The organism is Zoogloea oleivorans, from assembly GCF_008107625.1.
Taxonomy (GTDB): Bacteria; Pseudomonadota; Gammaproteobacteria; order Burkholderiales; family Rhodocyclaceae; genus Zoogloea; species Zoogloea oleivorans.
Genome location: NZ_SDKK01000001.1, coordinates 139,919 through 155,650, shown reverse-complemented (window position 1 = coordinate 155,650; position 15,732 = coordinate 139,919). Strand labels below are relative to the sequence as shown.

General features: G+C 66.0%; 18 protein-coding genes. 15 read left to right on the top strand and 3 right to left on the bottom strand.

Translation table 11 applies throughout. The features are described 5' to 3' along the window. The 3 genes from ETQ85_RS00790 to ETQ85_RS00780 form a co-directional block, all read left to right on the top strand. Positions 1-519: tRNA (adenosine(37)-N6)-dimethylallyltransferase (locus ETQ85_RS00790; RefSeq protein ID WP_281283064.1), on the top strand; the 519-nt coding region annotated here is incomplete at its 5' end. A 60-nt stretch (positions 520-579) separates the two neighbouring features. Continuing rightward, entirely contained in the window at positions 580-1,080 is a 501-nt protein-coding gene (locus tag ETQ85_RS00785) for a cupin domain-containing protein (protein ID WP_222862011.1), read from the top strand. A gap of 47 nt (positions 1,081-1,127) precedes the next feature. Next, positions 1,128-2,621 carry a Do family serine endopeptidase gene (locus ETQ85_RS00780; protein ID WP_148577217.1) on the top strand — a complete coding sequence of 498 codons (1,494 nt, stop codon included), beginning with the start codon at positions 1,128-1,130 and terminating at the stop codon, positions 2,619-2,621. A gap of 16 nt (positions 2,622-2,637) precedes the next feature. Here the strand turns inward: ETQ85_RS00780 and ETQ85_RS00775 are convergent, their stop codons facing one another. Further along, positions 2,638-3,090: a hypothetical protein gene (locus tag ETQ85_RS00775; RefSeq protein ID WP_148577216.1), complete on the bottom strand. Its 453-nt coding sequence runs from the start codon at positions 3,088-3,090 to the stop codon at positions 2,638-2,640. Positions 3,091-3,112: 22 nt separating this feature from the next. Next, complete coding sequence (locus ETQ85_RS00770) at positions 3,113-4,615, bottom strand: FMN-binding glutamate synthase family protein (RefSeq protein WP_187394530.1); 1,503 nt, start codon at positions 4,613-4,615, stop codon at positions 3,113-3,115. Between the two features lie 54 nt (positions 4,616-4,669). On the opposite strand from ETQ85_RS00770, the gene nadC reads away from it, so the two are divergent. The 4 genes from nadC to ETQ85_RS00750 all read left to right on the top strand — a co-directional run bounded on the left by nadC (position 4,670) and on the right by ETQ85_RS00750 (position 7,985). Beyond that, positions 4,670-5,518 (top strand): carboxylating nicotinate-nucleotide diphosphorylase, encoded by an 849-nt coding sequence (gene nadC, locus ETQ85_RS00765; RefSeq protein WP_148577215.1) that lies wholly within the window; start codon positions 4,670-4,672, stop codon positions 5,516-5,518. A gap of 75 nt (positions 5,519-5,593) precedes the next feature. Continuing rightward, positions 5,594-6,502: a hypothetical protein gene (locus ETQ85_RS00760; RefSeq protein ID WP_148577214.1), complete on the top strand. Its 909-nt coding sequence runs from the start codon at positions 5,594-5,596 to the stop codon at positions 6,500-6,502. Positions 6,503-6,556: 54 nt separating this feature from the next. Next, entirely contained in the window at positions 6,557-7,717 is a 1,161-nt protein-coding gene (locus tag ETQ85_RS00755) for a WD40/YVTN/BNR-like repeat-containing protein (protein ID WP_148577213.1), read from the top strand. 10 nt (positions 7,718-7,727) lie between these two features. Next, positions 7,728-7,985 (top strand): MoaD/ThiS family protein, encoded by a 258-nt coding sequence (locus tag ETQ85_RS00750; RefSeq protein ID WP_148577212.1) that lies wholly within the window; start codon positions 7,728-7,730, stop codon positions 7,983-7,985. Between the two features lie 7 nt (positions 7,986-7,992). On the opposite strand, the gene ETQ85_RS00745 is transcribed toward ETQ85_RS00750, so the two are convergent. Then, positions 7,993-8,196 carry a SlyX family protein gene (locus tag ETQ85_RS00745; RefSeq protein ID WP_148577211.1) on the bottom strand — a complete coding sequence of 68 codons (204 nt, stop codon included), beginning with the start codon at positions 8,194-8,196 and terminating at the stop codon, positions 7,993-7,995. Positions 8,197-8,375: 179 nt separating this feature from the next. On the opposite strand from ETQ85_RS00745, the gene ETQ85_RS00740 reads away from it, so the two are divergent. From ETQ85_RS00740 to ETQ85_RS00705, 8 genes are all read left to right on the top strand, one after another. Then, positions 8,376-10,313, top strand: a complete 1,938-nt coding sequence (locus tag ETQ85_RS00740; RefSeq protein ID WP_148577210.1) for a peptidase U32 family protein — start codon at positions 8,376-8,378, stop codon at positions 10,311-10,313. A 9-nt stretch (positions 10,314-10,322) separates the two neighbouring features. Further along, positions 10,323-11,000: a hypothetical protein gene (locus tag ETQ85_RS00735; RefSeq protein WP_148577209.1), complete on the top strand. Its 678-nt coding sequence runs from the start codon at positions 10,323-10,325 to the stop codon at positions 10,998-11,000. Between the two features lie 9 nt (positions 11,001-11,009). Next, complete coding sequence (locus tag ETQ85_RS00730; RefSeq protein ID WP_148577208.1) at positions 11,010-11,921, top strand: transglutaminase family protein; 912 nt, start codon at positions 11,010-11,012, stop codon at positions 11,919-11,921. A gap of 4 nt (positions 11,922-11,925) precedes the next feature. Then, on the top strand, positions 11,926-12,141 hold the full coding sequence (locus ETQ85_RS00725) for a hypothetical protein (RefSeq protein ID WP_148577207.1): 216 nt from the start codon (positions 11,926-11,928) through the stop codon (positions 12,139-12,141). Continuing rightward, entirely contained in the window at positions 12,138-12,527 is a 390-nt protein-coding gene (locus ETQ85_RS00720) for a thioredoxin family protein (RefSeq protein ID WP_148577206.1), read from the top strand. Before ETQ85_RS00725 ends, ETQ85_RS00720 begins: the two co-directional genes overlap by 4 nt. Positions 12,528-12,568: 41 nt before the next feature. Further along, entirely contained in the window at positions 12,569-12,979 is a 411-nt protein-coding gene (locus tag ETQ85_RS00715; RefSeq protein ID WP_148577205.1) for an HIT family protein, read from the top strand. Positions 12,980-13,110: 131 nt separating this feature from the next. After that, positions 13,111-14,631, top strand: coding sequence for a mechanosensitive ion channel family protein (locus ETQ85_RS00710; protein ID WP_148577204.1), 1,521 nt, complete (start codon positions 13,111-13,113; stop codon positions 14,629-14,631). A gap of 40 nt (positions 14,632-14,671) precedes the next feature. After that, positions 14,672-15,694 carry a class I SAM-dependent rRNA methyltransferase gene (locus tag ETQ85_RS00705; RefSeq protein ID WP_148577203.1) on the top strand — a complete coding sequence of 341 codons (1,023 nt, stop codon included), beginning with the start codon at positions 14,672-14,674 and terminating at the stop codon, positions 15,692-15,694. Positions 15,695-15,732 lie beyond the last annotated feature (38 nt).

The window sequence follows — 15,732 nt, the reverse complement described above, 5'->3', positions numbered from 1 at the left end:
GCCCTGGCCTGCCTCGACCCGGACGCCGCCGCGCGCCTGCAGCCCCACGGGGCCCAGCGCATCCAGCGCGCGCTGGAGATCGTCCGCCTCACCGGCCAGCCGCTGGCCGCCAGCTACGCCCGGCGGGACGCCGCGCCCGACAGCCGCCGCTACATCCCCATCGCCCTCACCCCGAGCGACCGGGCTGTGCTCCACGCCCGCATCGAGCGGCGCTTCGACAGCATGCTGCTGGCCGGCTTTGTGGACGAAGTCGTGCGCCTGCGCCGCCATTACGAACTCACGCCCAACCTGCCTTCCATGCGCTGCGTCGGCTACCGCCAGGCGCTGGAATACCTGGAAGGCCACTGCGACCTCCCGACCTTCCGCAACAAGGGCATCTTCGCCACCCGCCAGCTGGCCAAACGGCAAATCACCTGGCAACGCAACTTCCGCGAAAACTGGGGCGATCTGGTGGAGCTGGATTGTCTGGCGGAACATCTGGAAGAAACGGTACGGCAGACCGTCGCACAAGCCCTTTGACTGGTCATCCGGCCGCAAACCGGCTAACGTATTTGCGCCGCCTTTTCAGGTAATAAAGTAATGCGCAGACTCATTATCCAGGCCGCCCTGCTTGTCCTTGCCGGCACTGGCCACGCGCTGGCCGAAGAGGTGGCCGAGCCCTCTCCCGTCATGGAGCCGCCGCCGGCAGCGCGCAGCGAAGAACCTTTCTCGGGCCTGGCACCGGTGCTTCCCGACACCCTCAAATGGGCCGGCCCGCCGAACATCCCGGCGCTCAAGGTGGCCTGGATGCTGGGCAGCGAGAAGGACGCCGGCCCCTACGTACTGCGCGTGAAGCTCGCCGACGGCGGACGGATCGGCGCCCACACCCATCCGGAAGACCGGGTCACCAGCGTGCTCTCGGGGACACTCTACGTGGGCTTCGGCACGGTCTTCGACGAGACACGGGTGCATGCCGTGCCGGCCGGAGCGGTCTACCTGACCCCCGCCGACCAACCCCATTACGTGTGGGCGAAGGACGGCGATGTGGAATACCAGGAAAACGGCTTCGGCCCGACAGACACGAATTTCAATCCCCGTTAGGGGACTCTGCAGCAAGCGCTTTCAGCACGCCTCTGAGGGAGGCCACCATGACCATCCATTCCTGCGGGAATCCCGCTCCCCGCCTGTACGCCCACCTGAGCCTCGGACTGGCTGCCATCCTGTGTGCCGGCGGGGTGGCATTCCCCCCGGCCCATGCGGCAGAACCCGGCACGGACGCCCCGGCGAGCTTCGCCACCGTGGGGGTGCCGGACTTTTCGCAGATCACCCGGCGCTACGGTTCGACCGTGGTCAACATCAGCATCAGCGGGATGCGCCAGGTGTCCGTCGGCCCCGACACGAGCGACACGGCGGGCGACGACAACGACGCCGACTCGATGCAGCAGTTTTTGCGCCGCTTCCAGCAGCAGTTCGGCGGCACGGGGGCGAGCATGCAGGTGCCGGTACGGGGCCTGGGGTCGGGTTTCATCGTCAGCGAGGACGGGCTCATCCTGACCAACGCCCACGTGATCGCCAACGCCAGCGACGTGGTCGTCAAGCTCACCGACCGGCGCGAGTTCCACGCCCGCGTGATCGGCAGCGACAGGAAAACCGACATCGCCGTGCTGAAGATCGACGCCCGCGGCCTGCCGACGGTAAGCATCGGCAATCCGGCAGAGTTGCAGGTGGGCCAGTGGGTGCTGGCCATCGGCGCGCCGTATGGCTTTGAAAACAGTGTCAGTGCCGGCGTGGTGAGTGCCAAGGGGCGCTCCCTGCCGGACGGCAGCGGCGTGCCCTTCATCCAGACCGACGCGGCGGTGAACCCGGGCAACTCGGGCGGCCCGTTGTTCAATGCCCGCGGCGAAGTGGTGGGCATCAATTCGCAGATCTACAGCCGTACAGGGGGTTTTCAGGGGCTCAGCTTTGCGATCCCCATCGACCTGGCGCTGAAGGTGCAAAAGCAGATCGTCGCCACGGGCCATGCCTCCCACGGCATGCTCGGCGTCACTGTCCAAGAGGTCAATCAGGCCCTGGCCGAGGCCTTCCGGCTCCCCTCACCCACCGGCGCCCTGCTGCTCGACGTGCAGCCGGGCAGCCCCGGCGCCAAGGCCGGCTTGCTGCCCGGCGACGTGATCGTTGGCGTGGATGGCAAGCCGATCACCTCGGCGGGGGATGTGCAAACGCTGGTGACGATGGCCCAGCCCGGCCAGCGCCTGCTCTTCGAGGTGTGGCGTGACGGCCAGCCCGGACACCTGACGGTCACCCTCGGGGAAGCCGGCAAGGCGGCCAGCCCGCCGCCCGTGCCGCGTGCCGACACGCAGGCCCTGAGCTTGCTGGGGCTGCAGCTCAGGCCACTGCAACCGGTGGAGCATCTCGCCATCGGCTCCGCCGCGGGCCTGCTGGTCGAAGCGGCGAACGGCCCGGCGCAAGCGGCCGGGATGCAGGCGCGGGACGTGGTGCTGTCGATCAACGGCAAAACCGTGGCGTCGCTCGATCAGGCCCGCGCGGCGGTCAAGGGCGCCGGCGGCACGGTGGCGCTGCTGGTGCAAAGGGGCGGCGAAAAGCTCTTCGTCCCCATCAGCCAGAGCGCACCGTCCCGCTGACAAAAAGTCTCCGGCCTCAGGCCGTCACCGTCAGGCTGCTCGTGGTATTGAAAGCATCGCTGTCCGGCCCGTAAGCGCGTGCCAGCTCCATGAGCTTGTGCATCAGGGCCGCATCGCTCTGGCTGCTGGATGTGCTGCTGGCGGTACTGGTGTCGGTCGTCGACGACGACGTGCTGCGGCTTTGCGAGGACTGGTCGTAGGCCATCGCCTCCTGCATGCTCACCTTGCCATCGCCGTTGGCGTCGGCCTTGTCGAAATTGCTGACGATCTTCGAGATCAGGTCCGAACGTTCGCTGTCGGTCGAGTCGATTTCGCTGAGCTGGCTGTTCAATTCATCCTTGGTGAACCCCGCGTCGTCTTCCGGTGGGGGCGGCGGTGGCATGCCGCCGGCCCCGTGCGCGCCGCCCATGCGGCTGCTGAAGGCCTGGCTGTCGAGAGCATCGGCAAGCTTCTGGATGCTGCTCGACATGGCACCGGCAAGAACCTGCCGCTCAATCCAGGCTGCGCACCTCGTCGATGCGTTCGGGGTAGGGATAAATCATGTTGAAGGCCTCGCTGCGCCCGGCCGTCTGCACCAGACGCACATGCTCGCGGCGAAACTCGCGCGCCTGCGTCAGTCCGCAGGCATGGGCAATCATGTCGATTTCCTTGTTCATGTTGCGGGCGTAATTGGCCACCCGCAGGTACTTCTCTTCCACCACCAGCCCGCGCTGGAGCTTGGCATTGTGGGTGGAAATGCCTGTCGGGCAGGTGTTCTGATGGCAGCGCATGGCCTGCACACAACCCAGCGAGAACATGAAGCCGCGGGCCGTGTTCACAAAATCCGCGCCCGCCGCCAGCGCCCACGCGGCCCGTGCCGAGGTCACCAGCTTGCCGGCGGCAATCACCCGGATGCGCTCGCGCAGGCCGAACTCGATCAGCGTATCGATCACCCGCGGCAGGGCTTCGTCGATGGACAGGGCCATGTGATCGGCCAGCGCCTGGGGCGCCGCACCGGAGCCGCCCTCGCCCCCGTCCACGGCGATGAAGTCCGGCGCGGTATCGAGGCCGCGGCGCAGGATCGCCTCGCACAGTTCATGCAGAAAGCGCCGCCCGCCAATGGCCGTCTTGATGCCCACCGGCTTGCCGGTAACGCTGCGCACCCGGACGATCATGTCGAGGAGTTCATTGACGTTGGCGATGTCGCGGTGGCGGTTCGGGCTGATGGAATCGACGCCCTCCGGAATGCCGCGGATACGGGCGATTTCGGCGGTCACCTTGGCAGCCGGCAGGACCCCGCCCTTGCCCGGCTTGGCGCCCTGCGACAGCTTGATTTCGAAGGCCTTCACCGCGTCATGGGCGGCCCGTTCGCGCAGGCGCTCGTCGGACAGCTGGCCCTCGGCATCGCGCACGCCGTACTTGGCGGTGCCGATCTGCATGATGATGTCGGCGCCGCCTTCCAGGTGGGCCGGCGCCAGGCCGCCTTCGCCGGTATCCATCCAGCAGCCGGCCGCGGCGGCGCCCTTCGACAAGGCCAGCACTGCCGGCCGTGACAGCGCGCCATAGCTCATGCCGCTGATATTGACGATGGAACGGGCCGTGAAGGGTTTTGCGGCGTAACCCTCGCCGATGGTCAGCGGGGGCGTCGGCGCCTGCTCTTCCTCCAGCACCGGAAAGCCGGCGTTCACAAAAATCAGAGCTCCCGGATGATGCAGATCGTAGGTGGAACCAAAGCCAAGCACCCCGCCCTCGTTCTTCGCCAGGCGATACACCCAGCCGCGGGTCGCCCGGTTGAAGGGCATTTCTTCCCGGTCGCCGAGGAAGAAGTACTGCCGGAAATACTCGCCCAGTTGCTCGAAGAAATAGCGCAGGTGGCCAATCACCGGGTAATTGCGCAGGATCGCGTGCTTCTTCTGGGTGATGTCCTGGATATACCAGTAGCTCAGCCCGCCAACCACCAGCAGGACAAGCAGCACGCCCAGGCTGACTTCCAGCACACTCATCATCGTCGTCATGCCGCTTTTCACCCGGTGTTAGAATTCACGTCAGCACATATTAGGTGACTCCCGATGGAATTTGCAGAACAGCTTCGCGTTGAAGTCCAGCGCTCCGTAGCGGCCTCCCTGGCCGAAGACATCGGCACCGGCGACCTGACTGCCCGGCTCATCCCGGCCAGCCGCACCGCCCGCGGTCGCGTGATCACCCGCGAAGATGCCGTGCTGTGCGGCACCGCCTGGTTCGACGCCGCCTTCACCGCACTGGAACCCGACGCCTCGATCATCTGGCACGCCCGCGATGGCGAACGCATCAAGCCCGGCCAGTTGCTGTGCGAAGTGGACGCCAGCGCCCGCGCGCTGCTGACCGCCGAACGCACCGCCCTGAACTTTGTTCAACTGCTGTCCGGCACCGCCACCCTGACAGCCATTTTCGTGCAGGCCGTGGCCGGCACCAAAGCCAAGATCGTCGATACCCGCAAGACCCTGCCGGGCCTGCGCCTGGCCCAAAAATATGCGGTCAAGATCGGCGGCGGCACCAACCACCGGGTCGGCCTGTACGACGGCATCCTGGTCAAGGAAAACCACATCATCGCCGCCGGCAGCATCAAGGCCGTGATGGAACAGGCCCGGGCCATCGCCCCGTCCAACGTGTTCATCGAAGTGGAAGTCGAAACCCTCGAGCAGCTCAATGAAGCCCTCGAAGCCGGCGCCAAAATGGTCCTGCTCGACAACATGAGCCTCGAAGAGATGCGCGACGCCGTCGGCATCAACAAGGGCCGCGCCGAACTCGAAGCCTCCGGCGGTGTGAACCTGGAGCGCGTGCGCGCCATTGCCGAAACCGGCGTGGATCGCATCTCCATCGGCAGCCTCACCAAGGACGTGCGCGCCATCGACCTCTCCCTGCGTCACGTGGAAGAGTAAATCGCTGCAGCACGCGGCCCGGCCCAGCGCCGGGCCTTTTTTATTTCAGCCCCGCATTCATTACCCCCGCCGACCATGAACATCGAATTCGACGGTTCCACGTCCACTGAGAACGCCGACACCCTCCGCCAGGTCATCGAAGCCCTCGTCAGCCGCATCCAGGCCCGCGATGCCGAACTCGACCTGTCGGCCCTGTCGCGCATCGTCGTCACCGACGACCTGCCCGCCACCGAACAACAGTTTGGCGCCCTGCCGGTTGCCGGCGACCACCTGTCGCGCATCGTTACCGACAAGGACAGCACCGACGGCAAGCTGGCCCTGCTCTTCGACGGCAGCAAGCTGTGGGCCATCCTGTCCGGCGACGGTGCCGAAGTCGCTCGCCTGATCCATCACCTGCACAAGGAATGCTGGCGCCTCCACGATGCCCCCACGCCGCCCGCCGACACCGCAGAAACGCCGCTGGCCAGGGCTCTGTCACCCATCGTCAGCGCCATGTGGCTGGAATACAAAATCAACCGGCGCAGCGCCTGGTCGATCCCCACCGATTCCGACCTGCTCCTCAACCACCTGGCGGCCCTGATGCAGGCCCTGCCCGGCGGCATGCAGGAAGAAATCACCCTCTACTACGCCGACCAGAACCTGGACGAGCTGTTCGCCAAGAGCCTCGGCCGCATCGCCCACCTGATGCAGGCCGTTGCCCACGTGCAGGGCTACCTCGACGGCATGGAACTGCCGCTGAAGGACGTGAGCGCCACCATGCAGGAACTGGTCAGCCAGTCCTTCCTGTCGCCGATCTGGCTGACCACCGCGCAACACCTGGCGGCCGGCCATGCCATCGGCCCGGGCGAGCTGGCCGACATTCCGCTGCGCCGCGACGTGCAGGCCGCCTTCGCCACCTTCGGCCTGCAGATTCGCGAAAGCGAAGACGGCAGCGATGTGTGGGTGGATGTGCAGCCGCTGGTCAAGCCGGAAACATTGCACTGAAACTTGTCGGCCGGTGCATGATCGAAACGTTCAGGCGTTGATGAGGAGATGGACATGACATCGAACATCGAAGATCAGGCCGCCGGCCACCACCCCACGCTGCTGACGGTAGCCACGCGCAAGGGCCTCTGGCTCTACCACGGGGATCCGGCGCGCAAGGCCTGGCGGGCCGACGGGCCGCATTTTCTTGGTCACATCATCAACCATGTGGTGCTTGACCCGCGTGACGGTCGAACCCTGCTCGCTGCCGCCAAAACCGGCCATCTCGGTCCGACCATCTTCCGCTCCACAGACCTCGGGCAGAGCTGGAAGGAGGCCGCACAGCCTCCGGCCTTCGCCACGGCCACGGACGGCCAAGCCGGGCGCGCGGTCGATCACACCTTCTGGCTGACGCCGGGCCACGCCGACGAAACCGATGTCTGGTATGCCGGAACCTCGCCGCAAGGGCTGTTCCGCTCGGAGGACGGCGGCGTAACGTGGACGCCTTTCTCGTGCCTCAACGACGATCCCGTTTACCGCCAGTGGATGGGCTCCGTGCAGGACGGCACGCCGGACGGCCCCAAACTGCATTCGATCATCGTCGATCCACGCAATGCCGCCCACCTTTACCTGGCGATGTCGGGCGGCGGCGTCCATGAGTCGGAAGACCGAGGGCAGACATTCAAACCCCTCATTCAGGGGCTGGATGTGGTGGAAGGCTTCGACCGAAGTGACGCCACCTTTCACGACCCCCATTGCATGCGGCTGTGCGCCGCCAATCCGGACCGCCTGTACCAGCAGAACCACTGCGGCATCTACCGCCTCGACCGGCCGTCGGACACGTGGCAGAACATCGGCAAGAACATGCCGGACGCGGTTGGCAGCATCGGTTTTCCGCTGGTGGTGCACCCGCGTGATGCCGACACCGCCTGGGTGTTTCCGATGGACGGCACCAGCGTGTGGCCGCGCACCAGCCCGGGCGGCAAGCCGGCGGTGTACGTAACGCGGGACGGCGGCGGTACGTGGCAGCGCCTCGACACGGGCCTGCCGGTCAGCCAGGCCTGGTGGACCGTCAAGCGTCAGGCCATGGCGGCCGACAATCATGACCCCGTGGGGCTTTACTTCGGTACCACCAGCGGTGAGCTGTGGATGAGCCGCGACGAGGGCCGGCACTGGGAATGCATCGCACAGCACCTGCCGGAAATCTATGCGGTGGAAGCCGCCGTGCGCGCATAGCGCGGCGCCCGTGAAAGTCCTGATCCCCAGCGCCCTGCGCTCCTACACCGAGCGGGCCGACGCCGAAGCCAGCGGCGACACGCTCGCCGAGGCCCTCGCCGACCTGGACCGGCACTACCCGGGAATCCGCTTCCGCATGATCGACGAACAGCAGCGGATTCGCCCCCACATCCGCTTCTTCGTCGATGGCGTGCAGGCCCGCGATCTCGCGCAGCCGCTCTCTGCAGCCGGCGAGCTTGTCATCGTCCAGGCCCTGAGTGGCGGCTGAACCCGCCTCAATAATGCGGCGGAATCTCGTCGCGCAGATCGCGCGATTCGGCCGACGGCGCGGCGGACTGCATCTGGTGGTAGAGCTGCACCAACTGACGCTGCAGCGCGTCGATCTGTTCCTGCTGGCGGTGCACCGTCATGTTGAGGGTGTCCACCAGGTCTTCGGTCAGGGCGAGCTTGATCTCGATTTCGGTGAGTCGGGATTCCATGTCGGGCCCTCGGAAAAAGTTTGCAAGGCCGGATTGTCCTCGTGCATTCAGCCTCCGCCAAGCCCTGCTTTCGGGTGGGTGCTCGACGCCCCCTGCCGGGCAGGCGATAATGCCCCGCTGAAAAGCTGCCAGACGAGCAGCCAGTCCATCCCGGTATTACCCAGAGAAAGCCTCCCAGCATGACCCATTCCCGCAAACAGCTCGAACTCCTCGCCCCGGCCCGCACTGCGGATATCGGTATCGAGGCGGTGAATCACGGCGCCGACGCCGTGTACATCGGCGGCCCCGCCTTCGGTGCCCGTGCCAACGCGGAGAACAGCATTGCCGATATCGAACGCCTGACCCGTCACGCCCACCGCTTTGGCGCGCGGGTCTTCGTCACCTGCAACACCATCTTCCACGACGAGGAAGTGGCCGGCGCCGAAACCCTGATTCGCCAGTTGTACGAAGCCGGCACCGACGCGCTGATCGTTCAGGACATGGGCCTGCTGGAGCTCGACCTGCCGCCGATCCAGCTACACGCCAGCACGCAAACCGACATCCGTCACCCCGAAAAGGCCCGCTTCCTGCAGGACGTGGGCTTTTCGCAGATCGTGCTGGCCCGCGAGATGACGCTCACCGACATCCGCAAGGTAGCCGCCGCCACCGACTGCGCGCTGGAGTTCTTCGTGCATGGCGCGCTGTGCGTGGCTTTCTCGGGGCAGTGCTACATCAGCCACGCCCACACCGGCCGCAGCGCCAACCGGGGCGAATGCTCGCAGGCCTGCCGCCTGCCCTACGACCTCGAGGACAAGGACGGCAAGCTGCTCACCAGCAACCAGCACCTGCTGTCCATGAAGGACAACAATCAGAGCGCCAACCTGCGCGCGCTGGCCGATGCGGGCATCAGCAGCTTCAAGATCGAAGGCCGCTACAAGGACATGGCCTACGTCAAGAACATCACCGCCCACTACCGCCAGCTGCTCGACGAAATCATGGAGGACGCGCCGGAATATTCCCGCACCTCTGCCGGGCGCAGCACCTTCCTGTTCCAGCCGCTGGCCGACAAGACCTTCAACCGCGGCGCCACCGACTACTTCGTGAATGGCCGTACCGCCGACATCGGCGCCTTCGATTCGCCCAAATTCGTCGGCGAACCGGTGGGCAGCGTGACCCGCGTGGACACCAAACAGCGCCGCCACTTCGATGTTTCCAGCGTGGTCGAGCTGCACAACGGCGACGGCCTGACCTTCTACGACCGCAAGGGTGAACTGCTGGGCCTGCGCGTCAACCGCGCCGAAAAGGTCGGTGACGACTTCCGCGTTTACACTGCCGACCCGCTGCCCACCGACCTCTTTCCCGGCAGCGGCATGTTCCGCAACCGCGACCACGAGTTCGAGCGCATGCTCGAAAAGAAGTCCGCCGAGCGCCGCATCGGCGTCGACCTGGCCTTCGCCGAAACGCCGGACGGCTTTGCGCTGACGATGACCGACGAAACCGGCATCTGCGTCAGCACCCGCCAGGCCCATGCCAAAGAGCCCGCGAAAGACGTCGAGCGCGCCCGCTCCAGCCTCAAGGACAGCCTGGCCAAGCTGGGCACAACGATTTTTGAAGCGCGGAACATTGACCTCGACATCTCGGCGCCGTGGTTCATCCCTCCGTCAGCCATCAACGCCCTGCGTCGCGATGCCGTCGACAAGCTGGAGGCCGCCCGCCTGGCTGCCCTGCCCCGCCTCGAACGCCGGGCCGCGGTCGAACCGCCGGTGCCCTACCCGCAAACCGAGCTCAGCTACCTGGCCAACGTGCTTAACCAGAAGGCGCGCGACTTCTATCACCGCCACGGCGTCACCCTCATCGAGGCAGCCTACGAGGCCAACGAGCACACCGACGACGCCTCGCTGATGATCACCAAGCACTGCCTGCGCTACAGCTTCAACCTGTGCCCGAAGGAAGTGAAAGGCATCAAGCCGGACCCGATGACCCTCGTCAATGGCAAGGAGCGGCTCACCCTCCGGTTCGACTGCAAGCGCTGCGAGATGCACGTCATCGGGCAAATCCGCCAGTCGGTCATCGACGCCCCGGCCGTCCCGGTGGTCTTTCACGCCAAGGTGCCTGACGGCTTCCACGCCCCTCACTGACCCCATCCCATGAAAATAGCGATTGCCATCATCCTGCTGGCCCTGGCCCTCATCGTCGGCCCCGCCGTCTGGACGGTGGCCCACCACGATCCGAAGGCCATCCCGACCTCCGGTATGCCGTGGCAGATTGAAACCCTGCCGAGCGGTGAATCCCGCGTCTTCGACCTGACCCTCGGGCGCAGCACCCTGGCCGACGCCAAGGCGCGCTTCGGCACCGAGATGCAGCTCGCGCTGGTGGCAGAGCCCGACGAAGACGGCAACGTGGAAGGCTATTACGAAAGCGCCACCGCCGGCTTCGTGGCCGGCAAATTGATCGTCACCGCCGAACTGCCGAAGGACGTGATCGAAGGCATGCGCGAGCGCGCCCCGAAAACCGAGTACATGCAGAGCACCACCCGCAAGGCCAAGCTGGCCGACGCCGATCTGGCCGCCGCCCTCGCCGCGCCAATCCGTGGCATGGCCTTCATCCCCAGCGCCCAGCTTGACGAAGCCATCGTTCTCGAACGCTTCGGCCAGCCCACCGAGCGCATCCGCGTGAATGACCACGTGGAACACCTGCTCTACCCGGCCAAGGGGCTCGACCTGGTGCTCGACAGCAAGGGCAAGGAGCTGCTGCAATATGTGGCGCCAGCCCGCTTCGAGGCACTGCAGGCGCCGCTGAAGGCCCAGGCGCAAGCCAAACCCTGAGCGCCCGCCATGTCTGTCATTCTCGAAGTCGAACACACCACGATCTATCGCTACCGCAACCCGGTCAGCTTTGGCGAGCACAAGATGATGTTCCGACCGCGCACCAGCCACGACATCCGGGTGGTCGAGTGCGCGCTGGAAGTGAGCCCGGAAGCCGAGATCCGCTGGGTGCATGATGTCTTCTCCAACTCGGTCACCTATGTGCGCATTCCCGGCAAGGCCACCGAACTGAAGTTCGTCGCCCGTTTTGTCGTCGAACACATGAACGCGCGCAACGAAGAGCTCCCGCTGACCCGTGCCGCCGAGGACTATCCCTTCGAGTACGCCATCTCCGAGCGCTACGACCTGCGTCCCTTCATCGAGCCTGCTTACCCCGACCCGGGCGGCGAGCTGCGCCTGTGGGCCGACCAGTTCCTCACCCAGGGCCGCCGTCTCAAGACCCGCAGCCTGCTGATCGCCATCGCCGACGGCATCCGCCAGCAATTCACCTACACCTCCCGCTATGTGGAAGGCACCCAGCCGCCACTGCAGACCCTGGAGCTGCGCAGCGGCACCTGCCGTGACTACGCCCTGTTCATGATGGAAGTGGTCCGTCGCCTGGGCTTTGCGGCGCGTTTCGTGTCCGGCTACCTGTACGACCCGGCCCTCGACGGTGGCAGTGGCAGCCTGGTCGGCTCCGGCTCCACCCACGCCTGGCTGCAGATCTACCTGCCGGGGGCCGGCTGGATGCCCATCGACCCCACCAACAGCCTGTTTGGCGGCGACAACCTGATCCGCGTCGCCCACGTCCGCGACCCGAGCCAGGCCAGCCCCCTCAGCGGCAGCTACATCGGCCAGGACGCCGACTTTGCCGGCATGTCCGTAGACGTCAAGGTGCGCAAGCTCGCCGCACTCCCAGGCGGTCAATCGGGAAAGACCTGACGCCTTGGCCGTCCAGTCCATCGAACGTCGCCGCTGCCTCACCTGCAACCGCTGGGGCGGCGCCCGCACGCCGGGCGCCGAGCCCGACACCATCGAATACGACGAAAACAACGATCGCGGCCCCTGCCAGGAAGGCCCGTGGCACGGCAACAGCCGCGGCCCGCGCAACGCCTGCGGCCAGTGGGTCAAGTGGATCGCCCTGGAACAGCCCGCCTCATGAACGCCCCCGCCGACACCCCAGAATTCCTCATCGCCTGCCTGTGTGCCAACTGGTGCGGCACCTGCCGGGACTATCGGGAAGGCTTCGAAGCCCTTGCCACCCGCTTCCCGACGGCCCGTTTCGTGTGGCTGGACGTGGAGGACGAAGCCGACCTGCTCGACGATTACGACGTGGAGAACTTTCCCACCGTGCTCATCCAGCGCGATGATGCCGTTCTGTTCTTCGGTACCATGCTGCCCCACCACGAACTGCTTCAGCGCACCGTCGAGAGCTTCCATGCCCAGAGCGTGGAGGAGAGCCGGCGCTACGCCAATTCCGATCCGCTACGCCGCAGCTGGCAGGAAGAGCGCAACCTGCGCCGCGCCCTGGCCGAACGTGCGGGATAATCGGTACCAGAAAAAAACACCGGAACAAGGAGGAGACAAAAATGGATGACTGCGTTTTCTGCCGTATCGTGCGCGGCGAACTGCCCGCCTCGAAGGTTTACGAGGATGAACACACCCTCGCCTTCCTCAACATCATGGCCGGCAGCCCGGGGCACACCCTGGTCATCGCCAAACCCCACCGGGAAAACATCTACACCCTGGAAGACGAGCTGGCCGAAGCCGTCATGCGCACCACCACCCGGGTCGCCAAAGCCGTCCGCCAGGCCGCGGGCTGCGAAGGCGTAACGCTCTTCCAGGCCAACGAAGTGGCCGGCGGACAAACCGTCTTCCACTTCCACCTCCACGTGCTGCCACGCACCCCCGGCGACAGCCTGCCCGGCGTGTGGCCGGCCACCGCCCCGACCCGTACCGAAATGGACGAGATGGCCGAGCGCCTGCGCGCCGCCCTCTGACGTTTCCACGCCCCCCAGGCGCAGCGCCCCAGATCTGAGCCCCGCCCCTTCATTCGGGCGGGCGTCTTCCGTTAACCATCAGGCAAGACCTGCCCAGCGCAATCCATCCGGACGCCCCTGACCCGACCTTCATGCTCATTCCCTTCCTCAGCACAGAAGCCCCCTTCGCCATCCTGCTGATGATTCTCAGCGGGGCGCTGATCATCCGGCCCCTGATCGCCTGGCGGCGCTCCCTGATGAACACCGGCGTATTCTTCGTCGCCTGCCTGCTCGGCGACCTGCTGGCCGGCCTGCTTGAGGGCTACATGCAGCCGGCCGCCCTGCGCTGGCTACGCGAAATGTCGATCTTCGGCGAAGGCCTGGCGGTCATCCGCTACCTGGGCCTGGCCCTTTTCAACGTGGTGCTGCCGCGGATGCGGGTGCACATTTCCGGCATCCTCGCCGACATCCTGGTGATCATCGGCTATGTGGCGTGGGGCTTCCTGCGCCTCAACCTCGCCGGGATGGAGTTCTCCCACCTGTTCGCCACCTCGGCGGTGCTTACCGCGGTGGTGGCCATTTCAATGCAGGACACCCTCGGCAACCTGCTCGGCGGCCTGGCCCTGCAGATGGACAACTCCCTCGAGATCGGCGACTGGATCCAGATGGACGACCTCGGCGGCCGGGTCAGCGACATTCAGTGGCGCTACACCGCCATCGTCACGCGCAGCGGCGAACGGGTCGTCATTCCGAACAGCCACCTGATGAAGAACCGCTACTCGGTGCTGTGCAACAAGCGCCAGGCGGTGCCCCAGCAGCGGCGCAGCATTTCCTTCAACATCGATCTGTCGGTGCCGCCGGCACGGGTCAGCGCAGCCATCCTGCAGGACATCCAGACCGCCCGCATTCCCAACCTGAGCCTCGAACCGCAGCCCCAGTGCCTGCTCCTCGACTTCGGCCCGGGCTTCGCCCGCTACGCCCTGCGCTACTGGCTGGTAGACCCGGGCCCGGACGAAGTCACTGACTCCGACGTGCGCCACCATGTTCTCGCCGCACTGCAACGGGAAGGCATCCGCCTCGCCGTCAGCGACCAGACCATCCATCTGGTGCAGGAAGGCGAGGCGCACCGGGAGGAAGTCCGTGCCCGCGAACTCAATCGCCGCCTGCAGGCGATTTCACAGATCGACCTGTTCTCGCGCCTGTCCGAAGCCGAGCAGCTGGAGCTGGCCCGCCGGCTGGTGAATGCCCCCTTTGCGCGCGGCGACATCGTCACCCGCCAGGGCGCCATCGCCCACTGGCTCTACATCATCGTCAGCGGCGAAGCCGAAGCCTGGTGGCAGCCACCCGATGGCGGCCAGCAACGCCTGCTCGAAAAACGCGGCCCGGGCAGCCTGTTTGGCGAACTCGGCCTGATGACCGGGGCGCCGCGCCGGGCCACCGTCATTGCCACCAGCGACATGGAAGCCTACCGCCTCGACAAGGCCGGCTTCGAACACATCATCCGGGCCCGCCCGGAGCTTGCAGAAGGCATTTCCGCCATCCTCGAACGCCGTCTCAGCCACTTCCAGGCCCTCGAAACGGGGTATGCTGAAGACAAACCAGGCCACAGTGCCTCCCAGGGCTCCGAAGTTGCCGCCCTGGGCAAAAAAATCCGCGAATTCTTCGGTCTTTGAGCCGATTTACCTATCCTGCCGAAAGCCTGTACCGTATCCCATGCCTGATTCCCAGAACCTGATCTCCGCCCTTCACGAGGCCCACGAAGTCCGCCGCGACCTGATCGCCCGCCTGCTGAAGGAAAAAACCGACGCCTACCGGCTCTTCCACGGCACCGTCGAAGGGCGCCCCGGCCTCACCGTCGACCGCTACGGCAGCCTGATTCTCGTGCAGAGTTTCCACGGGCCGCTGATGCCCGCCGAGCTGGAAGCCCTCGAAGGCTTCTACGCAGAGGCCTGTCCCGGCCTCGACGTGATCTACAACGACCGCAGTCACGCCAATTCGCGCATCAGCAACGCCCTGCCCCCCGAGCAGCTGGCCAAGGCCGAAGCGCTGCGCGAATTCTCGGAGCTGGGTGTGAAGTACCGCGTCCAGGCCCGTCATGGCGGGCAGGATCCGTGGCTGTTCCTCGACCTGCGCGCCGCGCGCCGGCGCATCATGGCCGAGGCGCCGGGCAAGTCCCTGCTCAACACCTTTGCCTACACCTGCGGGCTCGGCATCGCCGCCGCCAAGGCCGGCGCCAAGCATGTGGTGAATGTGGACTTTTCCGAAACGAGCCTGTCCATCGGCAAGGAAAACGCGCGCCTCAACGAGTTGCCGATCCGCGTGCGCTTCGTGAAGAGCGACGCCTTCGCCGCCCTGCGCCAGTTGTCCGGCATTGGCCAGGCGAAGATGGTGCGCGGCAAGCGCATGCCGCCGTTCCCGGTGCTCGAAAAGCACAGCTTCGACCTGGTCTTCCTCGACCCGCCCCGCTACGCCAAGAGCGCCTTCGGGGTGGTGGACCTGGTGAATGACTACTCCGCGCTGTTCAAGCCGGCGCTGCTGTGCACGAATGAAGGCGGTACGCTGGTGTGCTGCAACAACGTTGCCCAGGTGGATCGCCAGGCCTGGGCCGACCAGCTGGAGCGTAGCGCCAAGAAGGCCGGCCGGACCATCCGCGAGATGGAATGGATCGCGCCGGAAGCCGACTTCCCGAGTTCCGACGGGAACCCGCCGCTCAAGACCCTGCTGCTGCGGGTTTAAGCAAAACGTTTTGTGGGTCGGACTTCAGTCCGACTCAG

Excerpts from the sequence above, each read along its gene's own strand:
- ETQ85_RS00785 (WP_222862011.1), top strand. The coding sequence starts at position 580 with ATGCGCAGACTCATTATCCAGGCCGCCCTGCTTGTCCTTGCCGGCACT.
- ETQ85_RS00780 (WP_148577217.1), top strand. The coding sequence starts at position 1,128 with ATGACCATCCATTCCTGCGGGAATCCCGCTCCCCGCCTGTACGCCCAC.
- ETQ85_RS00775 (WP_148577216.1), bottom strand. The coding sequence starts at position 3,090 with ATGTCGAGCAGCATCCAGAAGCTTGCCGATGCTCTCGACAGCCAGGCC.
- ETQ85_RS00770 (WP_187394530.1), bottom strand. The coding sequence starts at position 4,615 with ATGACGACGATGATGAGTGTGCTGGAAGTCAGCCTGGGCGTGCTGCTT.
- nadC (WP_148577215.1), top strand. The coding sequence starts at position 4,670 with ATGGAATTTGCAGAACAGCTTCGCGTTGAAGTCCAGCGCTCCGTAGCG.
- ETQ85_RS00760 (WP_148577214.1), top strand. The coding sequence starts at position 5,594 with ATGAACATCGAATTCGACGGTTCCACGTCCACTGAGAACGCCGACACC.
- ETQ85_RS00755 (WP_148577213.1), top strand. The coding sequence starts at position 6,557 with ATGACATCGAACATCGAAGATCAGGCCGCCGGCCACCACCCCACGCTG.
- ETQ85_RS00745 (WP_148577211.1), bottom strand. The coding sequence starts at position 8,196 with ATGGAATCCCGACTCACCGAAATCGAGATCAAGCTCGCCCTGACCGAA.
- ETQ85_RS00740 (WP_148577210.1), top strand. The coding sequence starts at position 8,376 with ATGACCCATTCCCGCAAACAGCTCGAACTCCTCGCCCCGGCCCGCACT.
- ETQ85_RS00735 (WP_148577209.1), top strand. The coding sequence starts at position 10,323 with ATGAAAATAGCGATTGCCATCATCCTGCTGGCCCTGGCCCTCATCGTC.
- ETQ85_RS00730 (WP_148577208.1), top strand. The coding sequence starts at position 11,010 with ATGTCTGTCATTCTCGAAGTCGAACACACCACGATCTATCGCTACCGC.
- ETQ85_RS00720 (WP_148577206.1), top strand. The coding sequence starts at position 12,138 with ATGAACGCCCCCGCCGACACCCCAGAATTCCTCATCGCCTGCCTGTGT.
- ETQ85_RS00715 (WP_148577205.1), top strand. The coding sequence starts at position 12,569 with ATGGATGACTGCGTTTTCTGCCGTATCGTGCGCGGCGAACTGCCCGCC.
- ETQ85_RS00710 (WP_148577204.1), top strand. The coding sequence starts at position 13,111 with ATGCTCATTCCCTTCCTCAGCACAGAAGCCCCCTTCGCCATCCTGCTG.
- ETQ85_RS00705 (WP_148577203.1), top strand. The coding sequence starts at position 14,672 with ATGCCTGATTCCCAGAACCTGATCTCCGCCCTTCACGAGGCCCACGAA.